Source organism: Rouxiella chamberiensis (assembly GCF_026967475.1).
In the GTDB taxonomy this organism is placed as follows: domain Bacteria; phylum Pseudomonadota; class Gammaproteobacteria; order Enterobacterales; family Enterobacteriaceae; genus Rouxiella; species Rouxiella chamberiensis.
In genome coordinates this window covers 3,243,769-3,260,100 of record NZ_CP114058.1, presented here as the reverse complement: position 1 = coordinate 3,260,100, position 16,332 = coordinate 3,243,769, and the positions used below count along the sequence as shown (strand labels likewise).

The window sequence follows — 16,332 nt, the reverse complement described above, 5'->3', positions numbered from 1 at the left end:
TATTCTTTCTATTTAGCGTTGTCAGCAAGAGGGGGTAATAAGGAAAAGAGAAAAGTCTTTACAGGCTGGACCTTGGCAATTCAAGGCGGGGCGGTATTTATAATCTCAAGCCCGTGATTAGTCAATAAACACCATTTAAGTGCGCAGCCCCCGCCCATGCCCCATAACTGCGCGTTGTCGAAAAATTCCTGTCCAAAAGCTCATCCGGAGCCGAATTGCGGTATGATTTCCGCCTACTTTATTCCCGTCTCGTTGGGATATTGGCGCATTCTTCTCAAGGAAAGGCTATGAAGCAAATCAGATTACTTGCCCAGTACTACGTTGACCTGATGGTCAAGCTCGGGCTGGTCCGTTTCTCGCTGTTGCTGGCTTCGGCGCTGGTCGTGCTGGCCATGATTGTGCAGATGGCGGTAACCATGCTGCTGCGAGGACAGGTAGAGAGCATCGACGTGGTGCGTTCGATCTTCTTTGGTCTGATTATTACCCCGTGGGCGGTCTATTTCCTGTCGGTCGTGGTCGAACAGCTGGAAGAGTCGCGCCAACGCCTGTCGCGGCTGGTCGACAAACTCGAAGAGATGCGCCATCGCGATCTCACCCTCAACGAGCAGCTGACCGAAAATATTTCACAGCTTAATCAGGAAATTACCGACCGAATCAAAGCCGAAGAAGCGCGTCTGGCGGTAGTCGATAAACTCAAGCTCGAAATGCATCACCGCGAACAGGCGCAAATCGAGCTCAGCCAGCAGTCGGCCCTGCTGCGATCCTTCCTTGATGCGTCGCCCGACCTGGTTTACTACCGCAATGAAGACAAAGAGTTTTCAGGCTGTAACCGTGCCATGGAACTGCTGACCGGCCTCAGTGAGAAGCAGCTGATCGGTCTGACGCCCAATGATGTTTACTCGCCCGATATCGCCGAAAAAGTCATTGAAACAGACGAGAAAGTGTTTCGTCACAACGTGGCGCTTACCTACGAGCAGTGGCTGGTTTATCCCGACGGGCGCAAGGCCTGTTTCGAGCTGCGTAAAGTGCCGTTCTACGATCGCATCGGCAAGCGCCACGGCCTGATGGGCTTTGGTCGCGATATTACCGAACGTAAGCGCTATCAGGACGCGCTGGAGAACGCCAGCCGGGAGAAGACCACCTTTATTTCAACGATTAGCCACGAGCTGCGTACGCCGCTTAACGGCATCGTGGGCCTGAGCCGCATTCTGCTGGATACCGAACTCAATGACGAACAGCACAACTATCTGAAGACTATTCACGTCAGCGCCATCACGCTCGGGAACATCTTCAATGACATCATCGAGATGGACAAGCTCGAACGCCGCAAGGTGCAACTCGACAACACGCCGGTCAACTTTACCGATTTCCTCTCCGAGCTGGAAAACCTTACCGGTCTGCTGGTGCAGCCGAAAGGGCTGAAATTTGTGATGCAGCCTGATATTCCGCTGCCGCACACGCTGATTACCGACGGAACACGCCTGCGCCAGATTCTGTGGAATCTGATTGGCAACGCCGTCAAATTCACGCATAAAGGCGAGATCGTGGTGCGGGTGCATCATGACGAAGGCGATCGTCTGTGCTTCGAGGTGCAGGATTCCGGCATGGGCATCCCGCAGGACGAACAGGACAAAATCTTTGCCATGTATTATCAGGTGAAAGATCAGCACGGCGGAAAACCGGCGACCGGGACCGGCATCGGGCTGGCCGTCTCCAAACGTCTGGCGCAGAGCATGGGCGGCGACATCACGGTAAGCAGCGAGCTGGGCAAAGGCTCCTGCTTTACGCTGACGGTGTCTGCGCCGTCGCTGGATGAACCCGAGAAAGCGATCGACGAAGACGACCTTCTGCCGCTGCCGGCGCTGAATATTCTGCTGGTGGAAGACATCGAGCTGAACGTGATTGTTGCCCGCTCCGTGCTCGAGAAGCTGGGCAGCAGCGTCGAGGTCGCCATGACGGGCCACGAGGCGCTGGAGATGTTCGACCCTTATGAATTCGATCTGGTGCTGCTGGATATTCAGCTGCCGGACATGACCGGACTGGATGTGGCGCGGATCTTGCGCGAAAAATTCGCCGGACAGGACTTGCCGCCTCTAGTGGCGCTGACCGCCAACGTGCTGAAAGACAAGAAAGAGTATCTGGAAGCGGGCATCGACGATGTGCTGAGCAAACCGCTTTCTGTCCCGGCGCTGACCGCGATGATTCAGCAGTACTGGGATCGTCCGCCGGAAAATGACCCTTCCTCAGAGGACACCAAGCCAATGAAAACCAATGAAGCCTTGCTCGATATTCCGATGCTTGAACAGTATATGGAGCTTGTCGGCTCCGGATTGATTCATCAGAGCGCCGATATGTTCGAACAGATGATGCCGGGCTATCTGGAGGTGCTGGATTCCAACATGACCGCGCGCGATCAGCACGGCATTGCCGAAGAGGCCCACAAGATCAAGGGCGCAGCGGGATCCGTCGGCCTCAAGCATCTGCAACAGCTAGCACAACAGATTCAAACGCCTTCATTACCGGCGTGGTGGGACAACGTTCAGGACTGGGTCGACGAGTTGAAGCTGGAATGGCGCAATGACGTGCAAACGCTGCGTGACTGGACGGCGGAGGCGGAAGCTGGAAAAAATAACCCCAGCCTAGGCCGGGGTGCGCGAATACTGCGCCAACACCAGGGAAAATGGTAACCCGCGTATTGTTGTACTGAGGGTTTCGTTCGCAGGTCTTGGTTAATCAGATGTATAAGTGTAATACAAGTTACTCGACTCAACATAACAAATATCAGCGAACCTGTTACGAGAATCATTAAAAACTGTGATGTAGATTAATCTTTGTCTATACAAAAGTTCAAGCGTTAATCTCAGTTAATTTTTAATAAGGTCGGCGCAGGTGCAAGGCGGACTACCTTGAGAGAGGTAGTCCAAAGCAGGTTCCTGGAGAATGTGTCGTATTCTTCGCCTTCTTTCGCTGAAAAGTTGTGCTTTCAAAGCACAATATATCGCCGGTTATTATTTGCAAATTATTGTAATTTATCGATTATTTTTAAAATCTCTAGCTGAATCGGGTCAAGCTTCATTTCAACCCCCTGATTTCGCAGGTAGTGAAAAAATTTCACTTTAGTCAACCGGCTGGGATTGGTTCCATTTTTGGGTGATTGACCCCCGGTCAACAGAAACGGACGGTTATCCGAGAGAAATCGAGAAGCAATCCTTACGGAATCATACCTCGACAGGGCACGTAAAAAGGCCTGATACATAAGAGTTGTGAATGTTTTGAGGGGTCAAGTGGGGCATGAGCAAACTGCCTGATTTTGTTAAAATTATGTTAACTCATGAGCTGGCCGAATGCGATGAATTATAAGGATTTCATTGACGGCTTGCGTTTCAAAACCGTAATTTAGCTCAGTTAAACAGCGTTTTTTAAAGATGATAGCCACATTGTTAGCCTCGCTGGCGGAGGATTTGCTAGCGCTTCAAATGAGGTTGTTGTGGGCATTGATAAGTCGGCAAGATGTGTCAGGGATCGTATCTAATGAGTAAATCGATAAAGAAGTCTCCGTTTTATCGGCCGCTCCTCTGGTTGAAAAGGGGAGTTATTGGGCTGCTGGGCCTCTGGTTGGCGGGCATCGTGGTGTTTGCATTTTTGCCGGTGCCCTTTTCGGCCGTGATGGTCGAGCGACAGGTTGTCGCCTGGGCGACCGGAAACTTTGGCTATGTTTCTCACTCGGACTGGGTACCAATGAGTGAAATTTCTTCACCCATGGCGCTCGCCGTGATGGCCGCAGAGGATCAAAAGTTTCCGGAACACTGGGGATTCGACGTGGGTGCCATTCAGTCTGCGTTGTCCAATAATGAAAAAGAAGATGCACGAATTCGCGGCGCATCGACGCTCTCTCAGCAAACTGCCAAGAATCTGTTTCTATGGGATGGGCGCAGCTGGCTGCGCAAGGGGCTGGAAGCCGGGCTGACCGTCGGCATCGAAACGGTGTGGAGCAAGCGGCGTATCCTGACGGTCTATCTGAATATTGTCGAGTTTGGCGACGGCGTGTTTGGCGTTGAAGAGGCCGCTCAACACTATTTCAACAAACCGGCGAGTCGCCTGACCGCGTCGCAGGCCGCATTGCTGGCCGCCGTCTTGCCGAATCCGCATCAGTTCAAGGTCAACGCGCCGTCGGCCTATGTGATTCGCCGTCAACAGTGGATCCTGAGGCAGATGAGCCAGCTTGGCGGAGACAGTTTCCTCACCGCCCACAAGTTGCACTGACAGCGGCGCAATAAAACGAGAAAAGGACAGCCGAAGCTGTCCTTTTTTCGCCGCAAGGCCCTGAAACGAGTTTATTTTACATAGCTGAACGCAGTCGTGACGTGCTTCACGCCGCTGACGCCCGCTGCAATCTTGGCGGCCGACTGGCCTTCTTCCTGCGTCACCAGACCCAGCAGGAACACTTCGCCGTTTTCAGTGGTCACTTTCACATTGGAAGATTTAACCTGATCGCTTGTCAGCAACTGTGAACGAACCTTGGTCGTTATCCAGGTATCCATCGAGGCGGTGCCCAGACTGATAGGCGAGCCGGTGCGGATCTCGTTGTACACATCCGTTGCGCCATCCACTTTCAGGGCAATCTGCTTCGCGGTTGTCGCCATATCCGGCGTTGGTGCCTGACCGGTCAGCAAGACTCTGCCCGAGTAGGCCGTCGACACGATCCGTGCCTTGTCTTTCAAGTCCTTGTTACCATTGAGAGCGTTGGCAACGCGCGCCTCCAGTGTGGTGTCATCGACCTGGGTGCCCACGGTACGCGGGTCAGTGCCCGACTTCGTGGCGACGCCAGCAACGCCAACGACTGCGGCGGCAACACAGCCTTGTAGCAAGAGGGCGCTCAGCACTACAGCAAAGAGGTAGTTTGCCTTCATTGGTTCTCCTTAATCGTCCTGGTGTGGAAATAGCGTGTTATCTATTAGATCACAGAGGCAATTAACGGTGAGCATATGCATTTCCTGAATGCGGGCGCTGCGATGAGAAGGAATACGGATCTCAACGTCATGCGTACCCAGCAATCCAGCCAGCTCGCCGCCGTCATAACCGGTAAGGGCGACAATGGTCATATCCCGTGTCACTGCTGCCTCTACCGCCTTGACGATATCACGACTGTTACCACGCGTCGAAATCGCCAGCAACACATCGCCTGCCTGACCCAGCGCCCGAACCTGCTTGGCATAAATCTCTTCATGCAGGCGATCGTTGGCGATAGCGGTCAGAACAACGTTATCTGCTGAAAGTGAGATTGCGGGAAGGCTCGGACGTTCAGTCTCGAAACGATTTATCAGACAAGCGGCAAAATGCTGAGCGTTTGCAGCCGAGGTTCCGTTCCCACAGCAAAGGATCTTGTTGCCGTTCAGCAGCGATTGGACCAGCGTCATCGCGGCTCGTGATATCGCATCAGGCAGAGCTTCTGCTGCGGCTATCTGAGTTTGGATACTTTCGGTAAAGCAGGCTTTGATTCTTTCCAGCACGTTGTTTTCTCGTCAGTCAAATGTGTTGGCACGCAGGGAAAACGCCGCTGCGTGTCCGTCAGTCTTGGAACTATCCTTGCGCATTGAATGCATCCGGCAACCATTCTAGCTGGCTCCCCGTGATGGCTAAAACATCAAAACGGCAAGATGATGTGTCAAGGCTCGCATTGTGTTGCGCAAGCCAGAAGGCGGCAGCGCGCAACAGCCGCTGCCGTTTGGAATGCGTGACGCTTGCCGCCGCGCCGCCAAAATCGGCATTGCGGCGGTAACGCACTTCGACAAACACCCAGGTGTGGCTGTCGCGCATGATAAGGTCTATTTCACCGGCGCGGCAGCCAACGTTGGCCGCCACGAAGGTCAACCCCGCCCGCTCGAGATAGCGTCTGGCAAGGCCCTCGTAATTCGCGCCGACCTTGCGGTTGTCTGGCTTCATTCCTTGTACATCCGTGTTGTCAGTCATGTCCTGCAGGAGGATTATGATGATACCGGAACAAGGCTGCCCTGACGGTATTGTAACCAAGGTAGCTGGCGATGTATCACACAATTGCTGTTTGCAGACAGATTGCCGGTGGTTCCCGAAAGCTGGAAGCCCGGCACCTGACGAATTTGCGTGAAGTGATTGGCCAGATTGTAGGCATCGATGCCCATTGCATACAGACGAACCAGCGAGTAATCGTTGCGGAACTTGCCGGTCGCCTGCTGCATCAGCGCAGGGTTGGTGCCGGCCAGCAGCGGAATATCGCTGAACTGCAAGCCTTCCATCTCCAGACGATAATCCGGGCCCGCACCCGCCTGATAGCTGCGCGAGCTGGCATAGATTGACGGTTTCACGCGCGTATTGATAGACAAATCAATCATCGGCTTCATCAGCGCGAGTTCGTCCTGCGTCGCGACCACATAAATGGCATCGACGTTGCCCGCGCTTTCTGCGGAACCGCCGGTCACCTGCGCGTCGGTCGGTGGCGAAGGAATGGTTATCCCGCCGATAGTCACGCCCGCAGGCTGCGCCGGTGCCGTGCTGACCGGAGTGCCGGACAGACGCAGACCGCCGCCGCGGCTCACCTGCGCCTTGAGGTCGGCGTAGGAACCCATGCTCTGTTTCAGTACGGTCTGGCCGCCTTCCTTCTGCCATTCGTCGGCAAAGGCCAGCGCGATGCGGTCGCCAAAATCGCCACGCGGCACCATCAGCAGTGGCATCTGCTTTTGCTGGGCGCGAATGTGGCGTGCGGCGTCGCGGGCTTCATCTTCCGGCGACAGCGCGAAGTAGCAGATATTCGGGCTGTTTGGCGTCGCATTTTGCGGCTGGTTCAATGCCAGAACATTCAGCGACGTCTGTTCGGTCGACAGCGCGGTGACCTGATCTTTCAGCAGCGGACCGACGACGAGCGTTGCGCCATCCTGCTGCGCCTGTGCGAGCAGGGCAGGAATAGGCTGGCTGTTGGTGTCGTAGACTTTGACCTGCACATTGTTACTCGGCGTGCTCGGGGCAGGCGCTGGCGTCGCTACGGCGGGTGTGGCGGTCGCAGGCGTCTGTGCGGCGCTGGTGTTGTCCGCCGGAGCCGAAGGGCTGACGGCCGCGTTGGGGTCGACCGGCGTGGTGTCTGCCGCAGGCGTTGCCTGAGGCGCGGTCACGGGCTGAGCCGGTGTCGGCGCATTCGCCTGACCGTTTGCCGCGGCGTTGAAGCCCTGCTGAATCGCGTTGCCGTAAACCTGCGCGGCACCGCTCAGCGGCAGCAACAGCGCCACTCTTTCCGTTGAGCCCGGTTTGAAATTCAGCACGTTGTTGAGCGCCGTCGGCAGCGTTTTTGCCGCCGGATTATACGGATAACGCTGCTGCCAGTCCTGAATGGCCGCTTTCAGGCGATCGGGGTCCTGCTTGTTGGCTTGCCACTGGTTAAGGAGATCCAGCCAGCCTTGCAGCACGTTTTCATTGGCGTTGATGGCGATGCCGTTGACCACCTGCGGACTCAGCTGGGTCAGGGCGAGCCAGGTCGCGTCAAGGTTGTCTTGATGCGCCTTGCCTTGCAGCAGAGGTTCCTGGGCAATATAGGCACGCAGCAACGGCAGGCTGGCATGGCCCTGACTCGCGGTGATCAGCGCCTGATAGTAACGGCCTTTCTGCTCGGCGGAGAAGTTGTCGACGTCGAGTTTACTCAGCGCAGTATTGGCCGCCGGATAGTTTTTCTGCGCATTCAGCAGTTCGCCGTTGAGCAGTTGCTGTTCCATAAACTGGGCATTGTTCAAACCCTGTTGCGGAAGTTGACCCAGCTGGGTCGCAGCTTCGGATACGCGGTTTTCACGTAACAGGGCATGAATCGCAAGTAATTGCCAGTTAGCCTTGTTATCATCACTGCTCTGCTGCGCCTGTTTCAAATAGTAGTCGGCGCTGCCGGTGCCCGCATCCTGTACGCTCTCTTTCGGCGATTGCGGAGCCTGGCTCGAACAGCTGGCAAGTAACATCGCCACGATAATTGCAGGGATCAAACGCCCCGTGCGGGTACGAAAAGTAGTTGAGGAAGGCATGCTGTTTCCAGTGATGTTTTTTTCAAGATGCTCAATATTAAATCGGCAATCCGGATGAAACAATGAATCAACACGATCAAGCAGATATTTCTGCATCAACGCTTTACGTGGTACCGACGCCAATCGGCAATCTGGGAGACATCACGCAGCGTGCCCTGGCCGTTTTGAGCCGTGTCGACTTGATTGCCGCCGAAGATACGCGTCACACCGGATTGCTGCTCCAGCACTTCGCCATCAGCGCAAAAATGTACCCCCTGCACGACCATAACGAGCAGCAAAAAGCGGACCACCTGATTGCAAAACTCCAGGAAGGTCAAAGCATTGCGCTGGTTTCGGATGCAGGTACGCCGCTTATCAACGACCCTGGCTACCATCTGGTTCGCCGGTGTCGCGAAGCCGGGATCCGCGTGGTGCCGCTGCCGGGTGCCTGTGCCGCCATTGCGGCGCTGAGTGCGGCGGGTCTCCCTTCCGATCGCTTCTGCTATGAAGGTTTTCTGCCGGCGAAGACCAAAGCGCGAAAAGACACGTTGCAGGCGCTGATTGAAGAGCCGCGCACGATGATTTTCTATGAATCGACGCACCGCCTGCTGGAAAGCCTGCAAGATATGGTCACCGTCTGGGGTCCGGCGCGCTATGTGGTGCTGGCGCGCGAAATCACCAAAACCTGGGAATCTATCAACGGCGCGCCGGTCGGCGAGTTGCTCGCGTGGGTGCAGGAAGATGAAGTGCGCAAGCGCGGCGAGATGGTGCTGATTGTCGAGGGGCATACTCCCGACAGCGAAGCCCTGCCAGCCGAGGCACTGCGCACTCTGACGCTGCTGCAAAAAGAGTTGCCGCTGAAAAAGGCGGCGGCGCTGGCGGCGGAAATCCACGGCGTGAAGAAAAATGCGCTGTATCGCCACGCGCTTGACCTGCAGGGCGAAGAGGCAGGCGAAGAAGCCTAGGCTTTTACACAGAGAAAGGCCTTAAGTGACATCTACCCTATACATCGGCGCGTGAACCCCCTATAATCCGCGCCGGAGTTGACCAGACAGTCGCCGCTTCGTTGCCGTCCCTTTCGGGGGAGACAGATGGAGGGAGGAAAGTCCGGGCTCCATAGGGCAGGGTGCCAGGTAACGCCTGGGAGGCGCGAGCCTACGACAAGTGCAACAGAGAGCAAACCGCCGATGGCCCGCGCAAGCGGGATCAGGTAAGGGTGAAAGGGTGCGGTAAGAGCGCACCGCGCGGCTGGCAACAGTCCGTGGCACGGTAAACTCCACCCGGAGCAAGGCCAAATAGGGGTTCACATGGTACGGCCCGTACTGAACCCGGGTAGGCTGCTTGAGCCAGTGAGCGATTGCTGGCCTAGAGGAATGACTGTCCACGACAGAACCCGGCTTAACGGTCAACTCCACTCCTCTAAAAACCCCGCTTCGGCGGGGTTTTGCTTTTCTGGATTCGAATAAAGAAATCAACGGCAGAGGAATGACTGTCCAAGACGCTATATGAAGGTCGGCGGCTTAACGGTCAACGCCAACTCCTCCAAAAACCCCGCTTCGGCGGGGTTTTGCTTTTCAGGATTCGAATAAAGAAATCAACGGCAGAGGAATGACTGTCCAAGACGCTATATGAAGGTCGGCGGCTTAACGGTCAACTCCACTCCTCTAAAAACCCCGCTTCGGCGGGGTTTTGCTTTTCATGGCCCGAATAAGCTTTTGCCTTAGATGGGCAGGTCGATCAGTAGGGCCTGAAGCGGCGTGCGGGCCTTTACGGTCAGGGTATTTTCCTGATGAATGAAAGCGCCATCGCCGCAAACCAGTTTCTGCTCGGCATGGGTTTCTCCGCCCTTGACGTCCGCCTGACCATGAATGGACTGAAGGTAGGCGCGCGGACCGCCGATTTTGACCTCTATCTCTTCACCCGACTCAAGATTCAGATGATGGATGCACACCTGCTGGCGAAGTTGCAGGCTGTTTTTCTCGCCGTTGGGCGAGGCGAGCAGAACATAAGGTTGTTCACCGACCTCGATTTTCTGTATCAGCGGGTTTTCATGTTCGGGGCAGGCATCGAGCCACAGCTGCATCCGCGTCAAAGGTTCAGTCTGACTGATGTTGTACTCGCTGTAGCTGATGTTGGGCTGGGTAGACAGCAATACCGCCTCGCCTGCGCCGACCTGCACGCTGTGACCTTCGCTGTCGCGATACTCGGCTTCTCCGTGCAAGATCAGATTAAGCACGTCGACACGCGGATAGGTTCGCGGCTGAAAACTGGCGCCGGGCGCCAGAATCTCCTGATTCAGCACGCGTAGCGAGGCGTAACCTATCAGGGTCGGATCAAAATAGTGTCCAAAGGAAAAGGTGTAACGTGCCTGAAGCCAACCAAAGTCGGCTTTTCCGCACTCTTGCGCTGTTCTGCTCTTAATCATGGCCGTGGCTCAGTTAAAATAATCGATGGATTCATGGTAAGCGTCTGGACGCACGATTGTTAGCCAGTTAATCTGGTCGCCATATTCAAATTTCCTGACAGAGAAAAAACATGGCCAAGGATCGCGCGCTGACTCTTGAAGCATTGAGAGTGATGGATGCAATTGACCGTCGCGGAAGCTTTGCTGCGGCGGCAGACGAGTTGGGGCGAGTGCCCTCCGCGCTGAGCTACACCATGCAAAAGCTCGAAGAAGAGCTGGATGTTGTCCTGTTTGACCGTTCCGGTCACCGCACGAAATTCACCAATGTCGGACGAATGCTGCTCGAGCGCGGTCGCGTACTACTGGAAGCGGCCGATAAGCTCACGGTCGATGCCGAGGCGCTGGCCCGAGGCTGGGAAACCCACATTACTATCGTCTGTGAAGCGCTGGCACCGGCTGCGCAGCTGTTTCCGCTTATCGAAAAACTGGCGCAAAAAGCCAACACGCAGGTTTCTCTTATAACCGAAGTCCTGGCGGGGGCATGGGAGAGGCTGGAAAACGGTCGAGCAGACATCGTTATCGCCCCCGACATGCATTTTCGTTCATCGTCCGAAATCAACAGCCGCAAGCTGTACAAGATAATGAGCGTCTATGTTGCCGCGCCGGAACATCCGATTCATCTGGAAGCCGAACCGCTGTCGGAAGTGAGCCGAGTTAAATATCGCGGCATCGCCGTGGCGGATACCGCGCGCGAACGTCCCGTATTGACCGTGCAGTTACTTGATAAACAACAACGTTTAACGGTAAGCAGTTTGCAGGAAAAACGGGAGGCCCTGATTGCCGGACTCGGCGTCGCCACCATGCCGTATCCGATGGTTGAACAGGATATCGCCGAGGGGCGATTGCGGGTCGTGAGTGCCGAATATAATCGCGAGGCGGATATAATCATGGCGTGGCGTCGCGACAGCATGGGCGAAGCCAAAGCCTGGTTCCTGCGCGAAATCCCCAAACTGCTGGGTACGCGCTAAGCTTTTGCTTTTAAAATTCCCCGCCCATCTGCAAGGGCGGGGATAAAACGTCTAGCCGAATCGGGTATCGCGGCCGTGTGGCGAGTCGAGATCCTGCACCGGCCCGGTCGAGATAATGCCGTACGGATTAATCGTCGCGTGGCTACGGTAATAGTGGTTGCGGATGTGCGCCATGTCGACGGTGTCGGCAATGCCTTCCAGCTGATAGATATCGCGCAGAAAACCATAGAGGTTCGGATAATCGCTGATGCGGTATTTATCGCATTTGAAATGCGTGACATAGACCGGATCGAAACGTACCAGCGTCGTCCACAGGCGCAAGTCGGCCTCGGTCAGCTCATTCCCCGTCAAATACCGACTTTTCTCGAGAATGGCCTCGACGTTATCCAACCCGTCGAAGACGCCTTTTACCGCTTCGTCATAGGCTTCCTGCGTCGTCGCGAAACCGGACTTGTACACGCCGTTGTTAATCTCGGGATAAATCCACGCATTCAGCGCATCAATCTCTTCGCGCAGCGCTTTCGGGTAGTAATCACCGGCACGCGCGCCCACGGCATCAAAAGCACTGTTGAACATGCGCATGATATCGGCGGACTCGTTGCTGACGATAGTCTGCTGTTTTTTGTCCCATAGAATCGGCACTGTTACGCGGCCGGTGTAGTCATTCTGGGCGCGCAGATAGATTTCGTAGGCAAAGTTATGCTGATAAAGCGTATCGCCCGTCGCACCCGGAAAATCCGTGCCGAAAGTCCAGCCGTTTTCCAGCATCAAGGGATGCACAACGGATACGGAAATCAGGCGCTCCAGCCCTTTCAGGGATCGCATAATCAGCGTGCGGTGTGCCCACGGGCAGGCGAGGGAGACATAAAGATGATAACGGTCTTTCTCGGCCGTGAATCCGCCTACGCCGTGCGGGCCGGGTTCGCCGTCGGGTGTTATCCAGTTACGGAACTGTGATTCGGAACGTTTGAAACGTCCGCCGGTGGATTTTGTGTCGTACCACGTATCCTGCCATTGACCTTCAACCAGTTGTCCCATGATGACTTTCCTTCTCTTCCCGCGCGCGTCGCACCGGGATACAGGGTTAAATCCATAAAATTCGGATGTAAAAAAGGGCGAAGTGATTAATCACCTCGCCCGTTGTCAGTCTTGCCGATGATTCACTGCATCAAGTATAGCGGGTCATCGTGGTCACCGAGGCGCGGTAACGAGGTGTGATTACCAGTTCTTTTTCAGCAAACGGTCGATGCTGAAAGCGCCCGGACCGGAGGCGAACAACACCAGGAAACCGCCAGCGATAGACAGGTTTTTCATAAACATCATCTGGTTGACGGCAACCGAGAAGTCAACGTGGAAGATGACGGCAGTCAGCAGAGTAAAGATGGCTGTAATCAACGCGGTGGTACGGGTCAGGAAGCCGAACAGAATGGCCAGGCCGCCGCCGAATTCAAGCAGAATGGTCAGTGGCAGGAAGAAGCTCGGCACACCCGCAGACGCCATGTAGCCCGCCGTTGCGGTATAGGCGTGCATTTTGCCCCAGCCTGCGACGATGAAAAGGATAGGCATCAGGATACGGGCGACTAACAGGGCTGCGTCATGGACTTTGTTCATTTCATTGACTCCGATTGAAAGCACCAAAAAATTTGGCTTTATTATTAATGTTTGGGTTAAGGCGCTTTGGGCTTGTATCCCCCGTCACAGCCTTGTCTCTGTTGATGGAGCTGATAATAGGGGAAAGATCGCAGTTTGTTAGCAAGTAAAACTGTCTAAATTCATCAAAAATATTGAATTAGCACATTAAGCCAAGAAATCGGCAGAGAGAGGAATTTTGGGTAACTTATTAATAACGTAAGGAAATAGTTGAGGGCAGGTAGCCTTTACGCTCTCTGCCCTGATAACGGGATGCATAATATTTGGAAAAATCGAGATCAAAAAAGAGGGGAAAAACGGGAAATACCAGATTATCAGTTCTTGCTCAGGGTCTTACGGAACAGACGAACCGTGCCCCAGATGCTGAAGGCGCGTTTGGACCAGCGAATCAGGCGGCTAGGGTGACGAATGCTGTAAACGGCGACCGCGCTTGAGGCGACGACCATATACTTGCGCATATCCACGATTTTGACCCAGGTTTGATCCAGTTTGGTCGTCGACAACAACCACTCTTCTTTGGCGATCGCAAGATCGGCGCGTTCGCGCTCGATCTTGCGGAGTAGACGGACTTTCTCGATGACAGGGGAAGGTTTATTACTCATCCTGTTCGTCCTTATCCAGCAAGGCACGATCAATCTTGAGCTGACGGCGCGAAGCACTCAGCAAGGTTGAACGTCTGGCTTTGCCGAGCGTCCAGGCACCCAATATAACGGCCAGCAGCAGCAGCACTGCCGTGGTCGTCGCCATGGCGGTCAGGCGATACGCCGGGTCGATGGCGAAAAACAGCACCACCAGTAGGCTCATCAAGCCGAATGCCGTGAAAATCAGGGTAATGCAGGCCATCAGCAGCAGCTGGAAGAGGTTGGCTTTCTCTTCTTCCAGTTCGACAACGATCAGTCTCAGGCGAGTCTCGACCATCCCGACCATAATGGTCACGATACGTTGCGCACTGTCGAAAATGCCGCGTCCCGGCCCCTGTGGGGAGTTCTTGGAGTGTCAGCCATAATATCAGCGACGGGCTAAAAGAACGCCGATGACAACGCCGATTGCGGCACCGATACCTACGCCGGTCCACGGTTTGTCATGCACGTAGTCGTCCGCCTTGCTGGCAATCTCTTTGGTTTGGCTGGCAATTTTGTCGCCAGTATCGCTCAGGCGTGCACGGGTGTCTTTAAGCAGACCTTCCGCCTTCACGCGCAGGTTGTCGATTTCGGCTTTAGACTTATCCGTTGAAGTCTGGAGCACTTCTTCAAGGGTATCTGCCAGTGATTTCAGTTCGGCACGCAGATTGTCAGACGTTGGGGTAGTAGCCATTGTTCGTCACTCCATAACTTTATGATAAGAATATTAAACATAGCGGATTTTACCGGCAGTGCAAATGCGATTTCTCTGGGTCATCGGCGTTGCCGGTAATCCGCGGTAAAAGCGGGCGTAAATGCTTACTGTGTCGACACTTCGTTCAATTCATGCAGCGCTTCATCGAGCTTCTTCTGCTGCTTGGCTATCTTGCTCTTGTCACCTTTGGCCTGGGCTTTTTTCAGTTCGCGGGTGCGCTCGTTAACCTTTTCCTGCTTTTCGGCAATCTTTTGCTGTTTGTCGGCATGCAGATTCGCTTCCGTGCAATGGGCCTGACTTTCAGCCAGCGCTTTCTGTAAACCGGCAATCTGGTCTTTATTGTTGTGCTGGTGGGCGGCCTCGAGCTGCTGCTTGATAGCCTGCTGTTTGGTGGCGCAGGTTTCCTGCTGCGGGGCGGCATAGGCGGTTGCTGTCAGGGCCATGGCCGGGATCATTAACAGCATTGCAAACGTCTTTTTCATGATTTCCTATCCTGTTGATAAGCATTGCGCGCTACGCGCAGAATCCTTGCGGCGCCGACAAGCGCCTAACGGAAGTTCGGGCAGGTGAGCAAAAATCTATCGATGGAATAACTATAGTGAGGAGGCGATGAAATGGCTATTAAGCGGACTCTGAAAGCGTTTTGGGCTGTAAAGAATGTGCGCTCAGCCCACTTTCGAGCGATCGCGGGCAAACTTGCTGGCCCATTCGTGAGAAGGCTCGGGGCTGTAGGGCTGGATATTGTAGTGGCCGGGTAGCAGCGCCTTGAGCGTTTCCTGCGCCAGATGCTGCTGGCCGGAGGAGTGCAGACGAACCACCAGACTGCCGTTGGCGGGCGTAATGCTGTCGATTTGCACTCCATGCTGACTCAGTCCTTGGTACAGCGTAAAGCCGTCGGGAAGATCTTCGCCCATCCTGGCCGGACTAATTTTCAGGGCATCGCTGTTTTCAGGCATTTTTGGTAAGGCGATAACGCCCACGGTGGTCAGCATCAGCAACATCGCGAAGGTAAGCGGCCATAAAATCAGGCGTTTCGAGAACGTGCGCTTGAACATCAGAACGGCCCAGCCTGAATCATCGAGTGGTCGAAAATAAACAGCTTCATGCATTTTTCCCTTTGGCGACGCGGTCGGCCTTTTTCTTTTTCCATAACACCACAAGCGATCCGACTAAACCCACAACCAGCAATAATAGCGGCAAAATCATCAGGCACAGCATTAACTGGTCTTCATACTTTCTGAAAAGCGGGGTTTTGCCGAGTACATAACCGAGACTGGTGAGAATGATTATCCATAGGAAGCCGCTTATCCAGTTGAAGAACTGGAAACGGGCATTGCTGAGACCCGAAAGCCCTGCGATGGTGGGCAGCAGCGTTCGTACAAACGCCAGAAAGCGGCCGACCAGCAGCGCGGAAAGGCCATGACGATGAAACAGCTGGTGAGCACGCTCGTGATACTGCACCGGAAGATGCCCCAGCCAGCCCTGCACGACACGCGTGTTGCCGAGCCATTTGCCCTGAATATAACTGAGCCAGCAGCCCAGACTCGCCGCCGTGGTCAGCAGCACGATGGTCAACGGAAAATTCATGGCGTCTTTGGCTATCAGCACACCCACGAGAATAAGGAGGCTGTCGCCCGGCAAAAAGGCAGCCGGCAGCAGACCATTCTCAAGGAAAATAATCACGAACAATACGATATACAGTGTCCAAATCAGCGAAGGATTGGCCAGCGTTTCGTAATCCTGCTGCCACAGGGCATGCATAAGTGAACTGATAATTTCCATGTAGTTTCAGAAACTCCATTAAATTCATTTGGTAAGAGATCAATCCACGGAGAAACCGCCTCAACGCCGAATGCTTACCGAGTGTGGTGAGTTTCCCGTTGTGCATCATGCACAAAGCCTG

The 16,332-nt window shown here is 54.7% G+C and carries 17 protein-coding genes and 1 other RNA gene; 5 read left to right on the top strand and 13 right to left on the bottom strand.

What is annotated here, in order from left to right; translation table 11 throughout:
* Positions 1 to 287 precede the first annotated feature (287 nt).
* Positions 288 to 2,687, top strand: a complete 2,400-nt coding sequence (gene arcB / locus O1V66_RS15095) for an aerobic respiration two-component sensor histidine kinase ArcB (RefSeq protein WP_269127895.1) — start codon at positions 288 to 290, stop codon at positions 2,685 to 2,687.
* An 844-nt stretch (positions 2,688 to 3,531) separates the two neighbouring features.
* Positions 3,532 to 4,263, top strand: coding sequence for a monofunctional biosynthetic peptidoglycan transglycosylase (mtgA, locus tag O1V66_RS15090; RefSeq protein ID WP_045048369.1), 732 nt, complete (start codon positions 3,532 to 3,534; stop codon positions 4,261 to 4,263).
* A 71-nt stretch (positions 4,264 to 4,334) separates the two neighbouring features.
* Here mtgA and dolP read toward each other — a convergent pair whose 3' ends face one another.
* The 4 genes from dolP to O1V66_RS15070 form a co-directional block, all read right to left on the bottom strand.
* On the bottom strand, positions 4,335 to 4,910 hold the full coding sequence (gene dolP / locus O1V66_RS15085; protein WP_045048370.1) for a division/outer membrane stress-associated lipid-binding lipoprotein: 576 nt from the start codon (positions 4,908 to 4,910) through the stop codon (positions 4,335 to 4,337).
* Positions 4,911 to 4,919: 9 nt separating this feature from the next.
* A complete protein-coding gene (gene diaA, locus O1V66_RS15080; RefSeq protein WP_026110499.1) occupies positions 4,920 to 5,510 on the bottom strand; it encodes a DnaA initiator-associating protein DiaA in 591 nt (196 codons plus the stop codon).
* A gap of 70 nt (positions 5,511 to 5,580) precedes the next feature.
* Positions 5,581 to 5,970, bottom strand: coding sequence for a YraN family protein (locus tag O1V66_RS15075; RefSeq protein WP_414058392.1), 390 nt, complete (start codon positions 5,968 to 5,970; stop codon positions 5,581 to 5,583).
* Positions 5,971 to 5,984: 14 nt separating this feature from the next.
* Positions 5,985 to 8,033 (bottom strand): penicillin-binding protein activator, encoded by a 2,049-nt coding sequence (locus tag O1V66_RS15070; RefSeq protein ID WP_045048372.1) that lies wholly within the window; start codon positions 8,031 to 8,033, stop codon positions 5,985 to 5,987.
* Between the two features lie 62 nt (positions 8,034 to 8,095).
* Between O1V66_RS15070 and rsmI the strand changes: the two genes are divergently transcribed.
* Positions 8,096 to 8,977, top strand: a complete 882-nt coding sequence (gene rsmI, locus O1V66_RS15065) for a 16S rRNA (cytidine(1402)-2'-O)-methyltransferase (RefSeq protein WP_045048373.1) — start codon at positions 8,096 to 8,098, stop codon at positions 8,975 to 8,977.
* 74 nt (positions 8,978 to 9,051) lie between these two features.
* An RNA gene (rnpB, locus tag O1V66_RS15060) (RNase P RNA component class A) lies at positions 9,052 to 9,429 on the top strand.
* A gap of 303 nt (positions 9,430 to 9,732) precedes the next feature.
* Here the strand turns inward: rnpB and O1V66_RS15055 are convergent.
* Positions 9,733 to 10,437, bottom strand: coding sequence for a pirin family protein (locus O1V66_RS15055; protein WP_045048374.1), 705 nt, complete (start codon positions 10,435 to 10,437; stop codon positions 9,733 to 9,735).
* Positions 10,438 to 10,547: 110 nt separating this feature from the next.
* On the opposite strand from O1V66_RS15055, the gene O1V66_RS15050 reads away from it, so the two are divergent.
* On the top strand, positions 10,548 to 11,444 hold the full coding sequence (locus O1V66_RS15050) for a LysR family transcriptional regulator (protein WP_045048375.1): 897 nt from the start codon (positions 10,548 to 10,550) through the stop codon (positions 11,442 to 11,444).
* A 51-nt stretch (positions 11,445 to 11,495) separates the two neighbouring features.
* Here O1V66_RS15050 and O1V66_RS15045 read toward each other — a convergent pair whose 3' ends face one another.
* From O1V66_RS15045 to O1V66_RS15010, 8 genes are all read right to left on the bottom strand, one after another.
* Entirely contained in the window at positions 11,496 to 12,482 is a 987-nt protein-coding gene (locus tag O1V66_RS15045; protein ID WP_045048376.1) for a glutathione S-transferase family protein, read from the bottom strand.
* Between the two features lie 180 nt (positions 12,483 to 12,662).
* Positions 12,663 to 13,055, bottom strand: coding sequence for a DoxX family protein (locus tag O1V66_RS15040; RefSeq protein WP_045048377.1), 393 nt, complete (start codon positions 13,053 to 13,055; stop codon positions 12,663 to 12,665).
* A gap of 353 nt (positions 13,056 to 13,408) precedes the next feature.
* The gene (locus O1V66_RS15035; protein ID WP_045048378.1) at positions 13,409 to 13,696 is read right to left on the bottom strand and encodes a YqjK-like family protein; all 288 of its coding nucleotides are present in this window, start codon (positions 13,694 to 13,696) and stop codon (positions 13,409 to 13,411) included.
* Positions 13,689 to 14,054: a phage holin family protein gene (locus O1V66_RS15030; protein WP_269128362.1), complete on the bottom strand. Its 366-nt coding sequence runs from the start codon at positions 14,052 to 14,054 to the stop codon at positions 13,689 to 13,691. The genes O1V66_RS15035 and O1V66_RS15030 overlap by 8 nt, the downstream gene beginning before the upstream one ends.
* Positions 14,055 to 14,102: 48 nt before the next feature.
* Positions 14,103 to 14,408 carry an ElaB/YgaM/YqjD family protein gene (locus tag O1V66_RS15025; RefSeq protein WP_045048380.1) on the bottom strand — a complete coding sequence of 102 codons (306 nt, stop codon included), beginning with the start codon at positions 14,406 to 14,408 and terminating at the stop codon, positions 14,103 to 14,105.
* Between the two features lie 125 nt (positions 14,409 to 14,533).
* Positions 14,534 to 14,911, bottom strand: a complete 378-nt coding sequence (locus O1V66_RS15020) for a DUF1090 domain-containing protein (protein WP_045048381.1) — start codon at positions 14,909 to 14,911, stop codon at positions 14,534 to 14,536.
* A 183-nt stretch (positions 14,912 to 15,094) separates the two neighbouring features.
* Positions 15,095 to 15,538 carry an EnvZ/OmpR regulon moderator MzrA gene (gene mzrA, locus O1V66_RS15015; protein WP_241481424.1) on the bottom strand — a complete coding sequence of 148 codons (444 nt, stop codon included), beginning with the start codon at positions 15,536 to 15,538 and terminating at the stop codon, positions 15,095 to 15,097.
* Positions 15,531 to 16,211, bottom strand: coding sequence for a DedA family protein (locus tag O1V66_RS15010; protein ID WP_045048382.1), 681 nt, complete (start codon positions 16,209 to 16,211; stop codon positions 15,531 to 15,533). Before O1V66_RS15010 ends, mzrA begins: the two co-directional genes overlap by 8 nt.
* Positions 16,212 to 16,332 lie beyond the last annotated feature (121 nt).